Here is a 14,236-nt window from a genome sequence, read left to right as displayed (position 1 = left end):
CATGCGCTTCCTGTTCAAGACCGACTACGAAGACGACATCAAGCTGTTTCCGCATTCGGGCTACATCGTCTCCTACGGCGTCCTGCTCGCGCTGCTGCTGATCGCGCCCCATGTGCTGTCCAGCTATCTGATGAGCCAGCTCGTCTTCGTCTGCATCTACGCGATCGTCGGCGTGGCGCTCCTGATCCTGACCGGCTTCACCGGCCAGGCCTCCCTCGGACACGCCGCCTTCCTTGCGATCGGGGCTTACACCGCCGCTTACTTGCAGAAATACAACGTGCCGTTCCCGGTCTATTTCCTTGCCGCCGGCGCCCTGACCGGCATCATCGGCGCATTGGTCGGCTTTCCCGCTTTGCGCCTGACCGGCATCTATCTCGTCATCGCCACCATCTCCTTTGCCCTGATCGTCGAGGAGATCCTGGCGCGCTGGGAGAGCGTGACCCACGGCAACGAGGGCATGCGGGTCAAGACGCTGTCGCTGCTCGGCGTCACCGTGCCGCGCGACAGCCCGACCTTCTATTACCTCTGTCTTGCCGTTCTCGTGCTGACCATCGTCGGCACGCTCAATCTGCTGCGCTCGCCGACGGGCCGCGCCTTCGTCGCGATCCGCGACTCCGAGACGGCGGCGCGCAGCATGGGCGTCAATGTCGCGCTCTACAAGGTGAAGTCGTTCGCGATCTCGGCGGCGATCACCGGCTTTGCCGGCGTGCTGTTCGCGCACAAGCTCTCCTTCATCTCGCCGGAGATGTTCACGCTCCAGCTCTCGATCGAGTTCATCATCGTGATCCTGATCGGCGGTACCTTCAGCCTGCACGGCGCGGTGCTGGGCGCGATCTTCATCGTCATGATCGATCCGTTCCTGACCTATCTGAAGGACGACATGCCCGGCATCATCGCCGGCATCGCCGCGGCTTTCGGGGCGGGTTCGGCGACCGCGGCCGAGATCCAGTCCAAGGTCGCCGCCTTCGCCTCGCTCAACGGGCTGAAGGGCGCGATCTACGGCATCATCATCGTGCTGTTCGTGCTGTTCGAGCCGCTCGGGCTTTACGGCCGCTGGCTCAAGATCAAGCTCTTCTTCCAGCTGTTCCCGCTCTACAAGCGCGCCAGCTTCAAGCGGCAGAAGATCTACGTGAAGTCGGAGCGCAACCGATGAGCTATTTCCGCGCCGAGAACCTGTCGCTGCATTTCGGTGGCCTCAAGGCCGTCGATGCGGTGTCCTTCGCGGTCGAGAAGGGCGAGATCCTCTCGATCATCGGGCCGAACGGCGCCGGCAAGAGCTCGATCTTCAATCTGATCTCGCGGATTTACCGGCCGACCTCGGGCCGCATCTTCTTCGAGGACCAGGACATCACCGAGCAGCCGCCCTACGACATCGCCAAGCTCGGCATCGCCCGCACCTTCCAGAACATCGAGCTGTTCGAGAACGCGACCGTGCTGTCGAATCTGCTGGTCGGCCGTCACCGCCATTCCACCACCCAGCTCTGGCAGGAACTGCTGTTCCTGCCGAGCGTGCGGGCCAACGAGAAGGTGCACCGCCGCCGGGTCGAGCAGGTCATCGAATTCCTCGATCTCGAGCCTTATCGCGACAAGCTCATCTCGGGTCTGCCCTATGGCGTGCGCAAGGTGATCGAGCTGGCGCGCGCGCTGTGCTCGGAGCCGAAGCTGATCCTGCTCGACGAGCCGTCAAGCGGCCTCAATGTCGAGGAGACCGACGACATGTCGTTCTGGATCCGCGACCTGAAGAACGAACTCGGCGTCACCGTGCTGATGGTCGAGCACGACATGTCGCTGGTCAACCGCGTCTCCGACCGCGTCATCGCGCTGAACTACGGCCGGGTCCTGGCGATGGGTTCGCCGGCCGAGGTGCAGCAGCACCCCGATGTCGTCGCTGCGTATCTGGGAGCCTGAGGCGATGGACGCGACCGCGACACCCGAGACCATCCTGAAGCTCTCGAACATCGAGAGCTATTACGGGCCGATCATGGCGATCCGCGGCATCTCGCTGGAGGTGCCGCGCGGCCGCATCGTCACGCTGCTCGGCGCCAATGGCGCCGGCAAGACCACGGTGCTGAAGACGATCTCCGGCATCCTCGACCCGCAAAAGGGCGCGATCGAGTTCATGGGCAAGCCGATCCAGCGCATGGAGGCCGACCGGATCGTGCGGCTCGGCCTCAGTCATGTGCCGGAGGGCCGCGAAGTCTTCCCCTTCCTCTCGGTCCGCGAGAATTTGATGATGGGCGCCTATCCGCGCCGGGACCGCGACGGCGTCGCGGAGGATCTGGAGCGGGTCTACGGCTATTTCCCCCGCCTGAAGGAGCGCATCAACCAGCCGGCCGGCCAGCTCTCCGGCGGCGAGCAGCAGATGCTCGCGATCGGCCGCGCGCTGATGAACCGGCCGACGCTGCTGCTGCTCGACGAGCCTTCGCTCGGCCTGTCGCCGCTGCTGGTGAAGGAGATCTTCACCATCATCCGCCGCGTCAACGAGGAGCAGGGCATGTCGATCCTGCTGGTCGAGCAGAACGCCAAGGTGGCGCTGGAGACCGCACATTACGGCTATGTCCTGGAGATCGGGCGGATCGTGATGAACGACACCTGCGACCGCTTGATGCATTCCCAGGACATCCAGGAATTCTACCTTGGTGCCAAGGAAGCGGGCGCGCGCGGCGAGCGGCGCTGGAAAAAGAAGAAGACATGGCGGTGAGGACGAGCTGGCAGTAAGATGAGCTTGCCATCCGCAACGACAGACCGCCGGCAAGGCAGGCAGCGGAGGCAGGACGACGAGGAGGAGAGGTGCATGGCCCGACCGGCGGTGCTGACGGTCGCTGATACGATCGCGAAGAGCTTTTTGCGCGCCGCCGAGACGCGGGGCGACAGGCCGGCGATCCGCGAGAAGAAGTTCGGCATCTGGCAGCCGACGAGCTGGCGGGAATGGCTGGAGATCTCCAAGGAGGTCGCTTATGCGCTCCGCGCGATCGGCTTCATGCCCGGCGACGTCGCCTCCATCATCGCCAATGCCGTTCCCGAATGGGTCCACGCCGACATGGGCATCCTGTGTGCCGGCGGCGTCGCCTCGGGCATCTACCCGACCGATGCATCGTCCCAGGTCGAGTATCTCGTCAACGATTCCGCCACCAAGGTGATCTTCGTCGAGGACGAGGAGCAGCTCGACAAGGTGCTCGCCTGCCGCGCCCGCTGCCCGACCCTGCAGAAGATCATCGTGTTCGACATGGAAGGCCTCAGCGGCTTCTCCGACGACATGGTGTTGTCGCTCGACGAGTTTCGCGCGCTCGGCCGCAACCACATGGTCGGTCGCGAAGCGCTGTGGCAGGAGATGATCGACAGCCGTAGCGCCGGCGACCTCGCGATCCTCGTCTACACCTCAGGCACGACCGGCCCGCCCAAGGGCGCGATGCACGCCAACCGCAGCGTGACGCATCAGATGCGGCACGCCAACGACTTCATCCCGGCGCAGGAGGACGAGGAGCGGCTGATCTTCCTGCCGCTCTGCCATGTCGCCGAACGCATCGGCGGCTACTACATCTCGGTCGCACTCGGCTCGGTCATGAATTTCGCGGAAAGCCAGGAAACCGTGCCCGACAACCTGCGCGAGGTGCAGCCGACCGTCTTCCTCGCGGTGCCGCGTATCTGGGAAAAGTTCTATTCCGCGATCACCATCGCGCTGAGGGATGCGACGCCGCTCCAGCAATGGGTCTATGGTCGCGCCATCGACATTGGCTACCGCATGGTCGAGTGCCGGCTCGAGGGCAAGGCGCCGCCGCTGTCGCTGCGCATCGCCAATCGTCTCGCCTACCAGGTCGCGTTCCGCAACATCCGCCGCATGATCGGGCTCGACCGCTGCCGCATCGCCTTCACCGGCGCGGCGCCGATCGCACCGGAGCTGATCCGCTGGTATCTCGCGCTCGGCATCGACATCCACGAGGTCTACGGCCAGACCGAGAATTGCGGGGTGGCCACCATGATGCCGGCGGAGCGGACCAAGCTCGGCTCTGTCGGCACTGCCGTGCCTTGGGGCGAGGTCATGCTGTCGCCCGAGGGAGAGATCCTGATCAAGGGCGACTTCCTGTTCATGGGCTATCTGAACCAGCCCGAGAAGACCGCCGAGACCATCGATTCCCGCGGCTGGCTGCACACCGGCGACGTCGGCACCATCGACAATGAGGGCTTCGTCCGCATCACGGACCGGATGAAGGACATCATCATCACCTCCGGCGGCAAGAACGTCACGCCGTCCGAGATCGAGAACCAGCTCAAATTCTCGCCCTATATTTCCGACGCCGTGGTGATCGGCGACAAGCGGCCGTACCTGACCTGCCTCGTGATGATCGACCAGGAGAATGTCGAGAAGTTCGCGCAGGACCACGACATCCCCTTCACCAACTATGCCAGCCTGTGCCGGGCCGTCGAGATCCAGGACCTGATCTGGCGCGAGATCGAGCAGGTCAATCGCAATATCGCCCGCGTCGAGAGCATCAAGCGATTCTACCTGATCGAACGCCAGCTGACGCCCGAGGACGAGGAGCTGACGCCGACCATGAAGCTCAAGCGCGGCTTCGTGAACAAGCGCTACGCCGCCGAGATCGAGGCGATGTATCGCGAGCGCGCGGTGGCGTGAGGCGCCTGGCCCGCCAGCCAGGCGACGAGAAAATCAGCGAGGGAGCGATGGCCACGCCCTTCGCGCAACACTGGCCAGGGAGAGGAGACGTCAATGTCGAAATCGTTCAGGGCGTTCGGCCTTGCGGTGAGCGCAGTGGTGCTCACGCATCTGCCGGCCGCAGCGCAAACCAAGGTCACCAACGAGGGCATCTCGGCATCCGAGATCGTCATCGGCACGCACCAGGACCTGTCGGGTCCGATCAAGGGGTGGGGTGTTCCGGTCGCGAACGGCATGAAGATGGCGGCCGAGGAGATCAATGCGGCCGGCGGCATCAACGGCCGCAAGATCCGGCTGGTCGTCGAGGACAGCGGCTACGATCCGAAGAAAGCGGTGCTGGCGTCGCAAAAGCTGATCGAGCGCGACAAGATTTTCGCCATGGTGGGGCCGATGGGATCGCCGACGGTGCTCGCCGCGCAGGACATCTTGTTCGACGCCGGCGTGCTTCAGCTCTTCCCGCTGACGGCGGCCGAGTTCACCTTCAAGTTCGATCCGGCCAAGCCGCAGGAACGGCTGAAGTTCAACAACCTGCTGCCCTATGTCGAGAGCACGCGGGCCGCGGTGAAATACATGATCGAGTGGAAGGGCTTCAAGAAGCCCTGCATCATGCACCAGGACGACGAATACGGTAAGAACGTGCTCGACGGCTTCAATCAGCAGCTCACCGCGATGAAGGCGCAGCCGGCCTCGATCACGAGCTACAAGCGCGGCGCCTCCGATTTCAGCGCGCAGATCGCCAAGATGAAGTCCGATGGTTGCGATCTCGTCGTGCTCGGCACCGTGCTCCGCGAGACCATCGGGGCGATGACCGAAGCCAAGAAGCTCGGCTGGGACGTCACCTTCCTCGGGGCTACCCCTACCAACGTGATGGAGGTTCCGGCGCTGGGCAAGGAGGCGGTCGAAGGGCTCTATGCCGCCAGCGGCTTCGAGATTCCCTATGAGGACACCGCCAAGGGCAAGGTGAAGGACTGGCTCGTGAACTACAAGAAGATGTTCAACGCCGACGCCAACACCCAGGCCATCATCGGCTACAATGCGATGATGACGTTTGCGTTCTACGCGAACAAGGCCGGCAAGGAGCTGACGGGCCAGAAGATGCTGGACTCGCTGGAGTCGGGCGAGAAGTTCCTCGACATCTTCAACTCGCCGCCGACCAAGTTCTCCAAGACCGACCACCTCGCCAACACCATCACCCAGGTGCAGCAGGTCAAGGGCGGCCGCTGGGTGCTCGTGAAGGACAATCTGATGTTCTGATGCTTCGCTTCGCACTTGGGGTTCGAGAGCCTTCTCATCGTCATGGCCGGGCTTGTTCCGGCCATGACGTCTTACTACGCAGCACAAAGAACGTGGATGCCCGGGACAAGCCCGGGCATGACGACCTCTTGTAACAAATGCGATAGCCCTCCCCCTCCAGGGGATAGTGAAAGCTCAATGCGAGCCCGCCAGCGGAGAAAGCGTTTCACGATCCCCCGCCTGCCGTACCCGAATTCACCGGAGCCAGCTCGTCCTCGCGGCAGCGCCAGCCGTCGGCGGCTTTCACGAAGGCAAAATTCCGCTGGATCCGCAGGCGCCGCGTGACGTTGAAGGCTTCTGCGGAACGCTCCTTGTTTCCGGCTCCCGGCTGCGGACGGCCGGTCCTGCCGTCCCAGCAGGTGCCGGTGCAGGTGGAGGCGACCTTGCTGCACATGGTGAAGGGCGCCAGCACGACCATCTCGATCTCGCCCGTGACCTGCGCCTCCTGGTCGGTCACATGACTGTCGAGTGCGTAGACGCGGTTGATGCGCAGGAAGTTGCCGCAGGAATTGGCCGCGTGGATGCGCGCGGCGCAGAAGTCGACCGCGTCGGTGTCGGGTGAGCGGGCTGCGACCTGCCGGCCGAACACCTTCTTGGGATCGCCCTTCGCCGCACGAATCTCGTCGGTCCTACGCTTCAGATGGTCGGCAAGACAGTCTTCCGCAGTCTCCAATTCCTGGAGCGGCACGTTCTCCTTGCCGACGAGATTGCATTTGCGGTCGCGCTCTCGCGTCCACCTGCCGTATTCGGCGAAGGCAAAGCGCGCGGCGGTCGGGTCCAGCTTGCCGATCAGGCCGAGCACCAGGCCGTTGAGCTCGGTCTCGGCGACCGCCAGCGCAGGATCCGCGCAGATCAGCGCGCCGGCCGCGGTGTTGGCCGCGAGACAGTCGAAATCCGGATCACGCACGATCGCGGTGCGCTCCTCGGTCACCTTGAGCAGGCACGCCTTCACCCGGTCGAACTCGTCGGCGCGGATCGCTGTCTGGCCGACGATGCCGCAACCGAGGTTGCGCTGGCGGATCCAGATCGCATTCTCCTCAATGGCGGGCAGGCGATCGGGCAGGCGGGCGAGCCGCGCCTCGACCGCCGTGCTCAGCTTCTCGGCGGCGGCAGCCAGCTCGGTATCGCCGCAGAACAGCTGATTGCCGGGATCGCGAATCTGCTGGCAGTTGTTCTTGGCGAACAGCGGCAGCCTGTCGGCGATGGAGCGGTCGGATTGCGCGGAGCCAGGCGCCGTCGGCAACGCCAGCAGCGCAAGCACAGTCAGCACGATGAACCGCATTCTCTTCGTCCCTCAGCGTGGCCGCGGCCATGCTAGAGCGTTTTCGAGCGAAGTGGATACCGGTTCGCGTAAAGAAAACGCGTCAAAACAAGAATCTAGAGCTTCGGTTCTGATTCAATCAGAACCGATAATGCTCTAGCCGTCCGGATCGTGCAACGAAATGGCTTTATGGCGGGGCAGGCGACGCGAGAGCCGCAATCAACGCGACTCGGCGGCGATCGAGACCCGGATCGGTTCGTCGACATATTTCAGAACGGCCGACTGGTGAAGCACGAACAGCGGCCGGTAGATCTGTGCAGCCTCGTCCTCGACCATCGCCATGCGGCGATTGTCGAGCATCAGCCAGTGGCCGTCGAGCCGTGCGGCGGCCACCGCATGCGCTTCGCCGGCCCTGACGTCGCGCACCACGACGATGCGGAGGTCCTCGGCGGCAACGCCGGCGAGCCTCAGTGCGGCGAGCTTGGCAATGGCATAGTCCTCGCAATCGCCGGCGCCGCGCTGGAAGGTCGCAAGCGGCGAACTCCAGACGTCGTCGGTGCCGTCATCGGCGGCCTGGATCGCGAGGTTGATCGCGCGGTTGGCTTCGCCGAGGCGCGCACGGCCGTCGCGGCCGCGGACCTGGTCGACGATGGCGAGCAGCTTCAGGGCCGCAGGCGATGCGCAATTGTCCCGGTCGCCGTCGCACAGCGCGAGTTGCACCATGTCGTCGTCGAGCTTGTCCTTCAGCGCCAGCCATTTCTGCCGCAAATTGCCGACGGAGATGGAGAAGGCGAACACGCCGAAAGGTTCGGCGGATTTGCGCACGAGGACGCCGGCGCCCGGCGACAGCAGCGTGCCGGCGCGAAGCTCGGCGGCCGACCCGAGCAGGATCAATCCGCACATGACAAGGATTGCGCGCCAGGCGCGCGAGCGAGTAGCGGTCTCCATCTGACATCCCCTTCCCGGGCTTCGCGAGATCCCCCTCGATCTCGACGTGCCGGGCCTTGTTGCTTTCGCGGAGATAGTGCGGGATTGGCCGTTTTGTTCTGCTTAACGCGCTCGGCAGGGGTTCCAAAACCGGGAAACAGGCTGAAATGCGCCTGCTCAAATTGCGTAAAACTTTAAGAATCGGAGCTAGGAGATTGCCAGCTGCCGCGAAATGGAACCATTTGCAGGTCCTGGTTGTGCGCCCGTCGAATCTGCCTCCTATGGCTAACGGCCCGCTTTTTCAGGGCTTCTGTTAGTTAGGTCACAGATTTGGACCTGTATTTGCCGCAGTATGTTGCGGGGCACCACGAAGAAAAGATGACACGAGTATTCGCTGCCTGAACTATACGTTGGAATATTGTGGGGTGCTGAAAGTGGGCTCGAATAACCGCAATTATACTTGCAAATACCTCCAGAGTTCCCCTGCCTCCTCTACGAGGACATGGCCCGATTGCGCTGTTGGCGGCTCGGTGATGCGGAATCACACAAGCAATAGATGGTTTCGCTAAGGACTTGGTAATGCTATGCAAGCTTAGGCAGTAGATACTTACTTAGATTTTAACCCTTTTTACGGTGCGCGGTTGAATTACGCTGGCAAATTTGACGCCGCGATCCCCTTGGATGGCCAGGGTTCCCGTTCGCTCGGCGATATCCATGTCGATTCTTTTGCACCCAAGCCGTTCATCGCAAAGGCGCATGGTCACGTGCCCGAGGGTGCGGTCGTCGTTCCCGACCCCAACCTGATCTTCAATGGCGAGTTCAAGCGCACGGGCCTCGATCTCGTGCTGTCCCATGAGGGGCGCGAGTTCGTCGTTCACGATTATTTTAGAGGCGACAAGCGCCCGGCCATCGCCTCGCCGGACGGCGCCCACCTCACCGGCGACATCGTCAACGCGCTCACCGGCCATGTGCAATATGCGCAGGCCGCGCCCGGCCCTGCCGCGGCCCAGGTCATCGGCCACGTCACCAAGCTGGTCGGCAGCGCGACAGCGATCCGTAACGGCGTCTCGGTCATCCTGAACAACGGCGACAACGTCGAGAAGGGCGACGTCGTCTCGACCGGTGCCGATTCAACGCTCGGCATCACCTTCATCGATGGCACCGTGTTCGGCCTGTCCTCGAATGCGCGGATGGTGCTGAACGAGATGGTCTACGACCCCAACGGGTCGAGCAACTCCTCGCTGCTGAGCCTGGTCGCCGGCACCATCACCTTCGTCGCCGGCGAGACCGCCAAGCACGGCGACATGAAGATCGACACGCCGGTCGCAACCATGGGCATCCGCGGCACGGCGGTGCTGACCCAGATCAATTTCGTCGTCCCGGCCGGGGGCGGCGATCCCCAGCCGCAGGCCAGCTTCCAGGTGCTGGTCGAGCCGAACGGCACGACGGGCTCCTACATCCTGTTCGACAAGGTCACGCTGCTGCCGATCGCGACGGTCAACCAGGCCGGTCAAATGATCCAGATCAGCGGCGGCAACGTCTCGATCTCCAATGCGCTGATGTCGCCGGATGTGCAGAAGCTGATCACGGACGTGTTCACGCTGAAGTTCAGCGACAACACCAACACCAAGCTGACCACGAACTTCACCGACACGCTTACGCCGATGAGCCTGGACGTGGTGTTCAAGTCGGCATTCGGCGCCGTCGCAACCGCGACATTCGTCAACCTCAATACGCAAGGGCAGGAGGGGCCGAGCACTCCCCCGCCGCTCGTCACCCGTATTCCCGGCCAGCCGCTGGTGCAGAGCCTCGATTCCGGCGGCAACGTGAAGACGGCGTTCGCACTGACCGAGCGCGCCGACACGACGGGCGCGACGACGCCCGACACGGTCTTCGGCCGGATCACCTTCATCGATCAGAATCTCGGCGACCGGCCGACGGTGAGCATTAGCCTCGCCGAGGCGCCGAACTACATCTACAAGAATGCCGGCCAGCAGGACGTCACCGGCTCGCTCTCCGTGCTCCAGAAGCAGGCCATCGCGGCGACGCAGATCCAGATCGGCGTCGTCCCCGATCCCGGCAACAACAACAGCGGCTCGGCGGTCTGGACCTATACGATCCCGGACAAGGTCTTCGACTTCCTCGCGGCCGGCGAGACGCTGACGCTGACCTACATGGTTCGCGTCGACACCAATTTCACGGTGAACCCCGAGAGCAAGTTCATTCCCATCACCATCACGATCACGGGAACGAACGACAAGCCTACCGTTGCGACGTCAGGTGGCACCGTCATCGAGCAGGTCGGGACCGGTAACGAGGCGCTGGACGTCATCACGGGCACGGTCACCTTCACCGACGTCGATCTGACCGACCGGCCGATCGTGAGCGCGGCGCTCTCGACCGCCCAGCCGTTCAAATATCTCGATGCCGAAGGCACCGATGTCACCGTGTTCCTGACGCCGGAGCAACGCGCCGCGATCGCCGCCGTCGAGGTGCCGCTGACCGTGGTTCAGGGCGCCGGAAACGGCAACAACGGCACGGCCACCTGGACCTATAGCGTTCCCGACCATCTGTTCGATTTCCTCGGCAAAGGCGAGAAGCTGATTCTCAATTACGTGGTGCAGGTCGATGATGGCCACGGCGGTGTCGTCAGCACGCCGCTCACGGTGTCCATTGATGGCGCGGACGTCAACGTTGAGGGCACCAACGACGTGCCGACGATCGTCGAGGACTCGACGACGCCGACGGGCGCTGTGACGGAGGATTCGGCGGCAACCCTGACGGCGAACGGCACGGTTTCCTTCAACGATCCCGACCTCACGGATACGCACACTGCGAGCTACGTCCTGAAGTCGACGACCTCGAACGCGCATCTGCCCGGCTTCGGCAACGGCACCTCGCATATCGGCACTTTCGCGCTGGCGGCGGTGAGCGAGAGCCCCGGCGTCAGCACGCGCGGATCGGTGGGCTGGACCTTCACGCTCAACGACAACGATCCGGTGCTGCAGTCGCTGGCCAAAGGCCAGACCATCACGCAGGTCTATAGCGTGACCGTCGACGACCATCACGGTGGGACGGTGACCCGGGACGTCACAGTCACGATCACCGGCGCCAACGACGCGCCGACCATCACGAGCGATGCCGACGCTGCAAAGGGGAGCGTCACAGAGGATTCCGGCGCGACGCTGTCGATCGAGGGCACGCTTGCGATCCAGGATCTCGACCTGATCGACACCCACACCGCGCAGGCGGTGTTCACCTCGTCGTCCGTCAGTTCAGCTCTGCCGGGGTTCGGCGCCAACGCGAATATTGGCACGTTCACGATCGATCCGTCGGTGCTCGAATCCAGCACCGATACCAACAACGGCGCGACGCTGGGCTGGCACTTCAGCCTTAGCAACAACAACGCGGTGCTGCAGTCGCTGGCCGAGGGCCAGACCATCACCCAGGTTTACACCGTCACCTTCACCGACAATCACGGCGCGCAGGTCTCGCAGAACGTGACCGTCACGATCAACGGCGCCAACGACGCGCCGACGATCACGAGCGATGCCTGCGCGGCGAAAGGCGAGGTCACCGAGGATGACGGCAGCTTGCTGACCACCTGCGGCACGCTGGCGATCCAGGACGTCGACCTGATCGACACCCACACGGCGCAGTGGTCGTTCAAGTCTTCGTCCGTCAGCACGGATCTGCCGGGCTTCGGGACCGGCTCGCATATCGGCACTTTCTCGATCGGCGCGGTGTCCGAATCCAACGCCGACACCAGTAACGGCGCGACGCTCGACTGGCACTTCACGCTCGACAACAGCGATCCCGTGCTGCAGTCGCTGGCGGAAGGACAGACCATAACCCAGGTCTACACCGTCACGTTCACCGACAATCACGGCGCGCAAATCTCGCAAGACGTCACCGTCACCATCACCGGCACCAACGATGCGCCTGCGGTGTCCTATGTCACGTCAGACTACATGAACTTCGATGGTGCGACCATCGCGGTCGGCGACGTGCCGACGGTCGCCACCGACGACGTGACGCTGGACGGCTGGGTGAACTGGAACGGAGATGCTGCGTCCGCCAGCCAGGTCTTGTTCTACAATGGCAATACCTCGACCGCCGGTTTCGGTCTCATGGGCACCGTCATCAGCGGCAAACTGGAGTTGGCGATTCTCGAGGGAGGCGTCGAGATCCAGGATACCGGCTTCGCGCTCACTGCAGGGGAATGGCATAACCTCGCCTTGACGCGCGACGACGGCATCTTCACGCTTTACGTCGATGGGAACGCCGTTTATTCCCACAGCGGAGGCGTGAACTCGATCGGATACGGCGGCGATCCGTCCTACATGATGATCGGGGCGGCGAGCGACAGATTTGCCCCGGGCTTCGGGGCGCAAGGCTTCACCGGCTCGATCGCCGATGTCAGCGTCTGGACCACCGCACTCTCGCAGGCGCAGATACGATCGCTCGACTTCACCGCGCTCACCGGCAACGAAGCGAACCTTGCCGGCTATTATCAGCTGGCCGACGGCAGCGGATCCATTGCCGCCAATGCAGTCAACTCCGCCCAGAGTCTCTCCATCGAGGGTGATGCGGACTGGGCGAGCGGGACCTCCGGGCCTGGCGGCGCATTTGCCGATCTGATGGAGACCAATGCCGGCCAGGTCTCGCACGGCGTGCTGGCGGTCTCCGATGTCGACGCGACCGATCACGTCACGGTGGCGGTCAGCCAGGTGCAGGTCAAACTCGACAACGTGTTGCAAACGGGCAGCGTCGGTGGGCTGTCGCATGCCGATCTCCTGAACTATCTCACCGTCCCCTCCGGCGACATTCTCGACGGAACGTCGACCCACGCCCAGTTTGCCTGGCAGTTCAATTCGGCCGGCCAGGCTCTCGATTTTCTCGCCGCCGGCCAGACGCTGTCGCTGCAGTACACCATCGTTCCCTCGGATAGCCACGGCGCTGGCACGGGTGCGGTCGTCACCATCAACATCGCCGGCACGAACGACGCGCCGACCCTGTCCGATCTCCACATCGGTCCGCTCACGGACACCGCCGCGGCCGACACCTTCTCCGATATCACCGGGCAATTGTCCGGGACCGACGTCGACAGCGGCGAGACGGCGACGTTGACCTACGCCGTCCTCAATGCAGATCACCACGCGGCGACGACCGTCGCGGGCCTGTACGGGACGCTGACGGTCAACTCCGACGGCAGTTATAGCTACGTTCCGAACGATGCGGCGATCAACGCGCTGGCGGCCGGATCGTATGTCGACACGTTCACGGTCCTGACCACGGACATCCATGGTGCGACCGACACGGCAACGCTCACGGTGGACGTGACTGGGGCCGATGACGCCGGCGGCCCGGTCATCAACACCGAGAGCTTCCAGGTCGAGCACATCATCGAGAACAGCAACGAGATCATCACCGATCTCGAGATTACTGACACCGATCCCGGTGCCGCGACGGACACTTTCACCGTCACGCTGTCGACCGCGCATCCGGATGTCAGCCTCGCCAGTGTCTATCCGACGACCGGTACGCTCGCCCAGATCAACACGGGCCTCGCAGAGGGCGCGGGCATCGTCTACGATCCGATCGGCGCCGATCCCGAGGCGGAGCTGCCCGGAATCGAACAGATCACGCTGACCGTTGCCGACTCGGCCGGTCGTTCTGACACCGTGAACTTCATCTTCGTCGAAGGAGCCGAGAGCCAGGGCATGACCCTGCAAGGCACCGCCGGCAAGGACGTCATTTTCGCGACCGAGTCGAGCGACACGCTCATCGGAGGCGGCGGCAAGGACCAGTTCGTGTTTGCGCCAGCATCGTCGCAGGATACGGTCCAACACACCGTCGACGATTTCGAGTTCGGTCTCGACAAGATCGACCTGCGGCATTTCAGCGGCATCAGCTCTTTGAGCGACCTTACCCCGACCACCGCGCAGGATGGCGGCACGCTGCTCACGCTGGATAGCCACGAGACGATCCTGCTCAAGGGTGTCGCGCTCGCAAATCTCCAATCCAGCGATTTCATCTTCGGCACTCATGGCGCCTAGTGAATGCGGTGGCCGCCGGCTGGC

8 protein-coding genes are annotated in these 14,236 nt (G+C 63.5%); 6 read left to right on the top strand and 2 right to left on the bottom strand.

From position 1 onward, the window contains the following. Position 1: 1 nt before the first annotated feature. The 5 genes from BCCGELA001_RS33660 (at position 2) to BCCGELA001_RS33640 (ending at position 5,926) form a co-directional block, all read left to right on the top strand. Positions 2–1,153, top strand: coding sequence for a branched-chain amino acid ABC transporter permease (locus tag BCCGELA001_RS33660; RefSeq protein WP_008541381.1), 1,152 nt, complete (start codon positions 2–4; stop codon positions 1,151–1,153). Beyond that, a complete protein-coding gene (locus BCCGELA001_RS33655) occupies positions 1,150–1,908 on the top strand; it encodes an ABC transporter ATP-binding protein (protein WP_060737253.1) in 759 nt (252 codons plus the stop codon). Before BCCGELA001_RS33660 ends, BCCGELA001_RS33655 begins: the two co-directional genes overlap by 4 nt. Before the next feature lie 4 nt (positions 1,909–1,912). Further along, on the top strand, positions 1,913–2,701 hold the full coding sequence (locus BCCGELA001_RS33650) for an ABC transporter ATP-binding protein (protein ID WP_008541389.1): 789 nt from the start codon (positions 1,913–1,915) through the stop codon (positions 2,699–2,701). Positions 2,702–2,794: 93 nt separating this feature from the next. Next, positions 2,795–4,633 carry an AMP-dependent synthetase/ligase gene (locus BCCGELA001_RS33645; RefSeq protein ID WP_060737252.1) on the top strand — a complete coding sequence of 613 codons (1,839 nt, stop codon included), beginning with the start codon at positions 2,795–2,797 and terminating at the stop codon, positions 4,631–4,633. Positions 4,634–4,726: 93 nt separating this feature from the next. Next, positions 4,727–5,926 carry an ABC transporter substrate-binding protein gene (locus BCCGELA001_RS33640; RefSeq protein ID WP_060737251.1) on the top strand — a complete coding sequence of 400 codons (1,200 nt, stop codon included), beginning with the start codon at positions 4,727–4,729 and terminating at the stop codon, positions 5,924–5,926. 205 nt (positions 5,927–6,131) lie between these two features. Here BCCGELA001_RS33640 and BCCGELA001_RS33635 read toward each other — a convergent pair whose 3' ends face one another. Both BCCGELA001_RS33635 and BCCGELA001_RS33630 read right to left on the bottom strand, forming a co-directional pair. Further along, the gene (locus BCCGELA001_RS33635; RefSeq protein WP_008541398.1) at positions 6,132–7,247 is read right to left on the bottom strand and encodes a lysozyme inhibitor LprI family protein; all 1,116 of its coding nucleotides are present in this window, start codon (positions 7,245–7,247) and stop codon (positions 6,132–6,134) included. Positions 7,248–7,445: 198 nt separating this feature from the next. Then, a complete protein-coding gene (locus BCCGELA001_RS33630; protein WP_060737250.1) occupies positions 7,446–8,174 on the bottom strand; it encodes a transglutaminase-like cysteine peptidase in 729 nt (242 codons plus the stop codon). A 656-nt stretch (positions 8,175–8,830) separates the two neighbouring features. On the opposite strand from BCCGELA001_RS33630, the gene BCCGELA001_RS33625 reads away from it, so the two are divergent. Next, positions 8,831–14,212: a VCBS domain-containing protein gene (locus BCCGELA001_RS33625; RefSeq protein ID WP_236840802.1), complete on the top strand. Its 5,382-nt coding sequence runs from the start codon at positions 8,831–8,833 to the stop codon at positions 14,210–14,212. Positions 14,213–14,236 lie beyond the last annotated feature (24 nt).

It is taken from the genome of Bradyrhizobium sp. CCGE-LA001, from assembly GCF_000296215.2.
Classification (GTDB): Bacteria; Pseudomonadota; Alphaproteobacteria; order Rhizobiales; family Xanthobacteraceae; genus Bradyrhizobium.
Note: the sequence above shows the minus strand (reverse complement) of the source record. Positions and strands in the feature narration are given on the sequence as shown.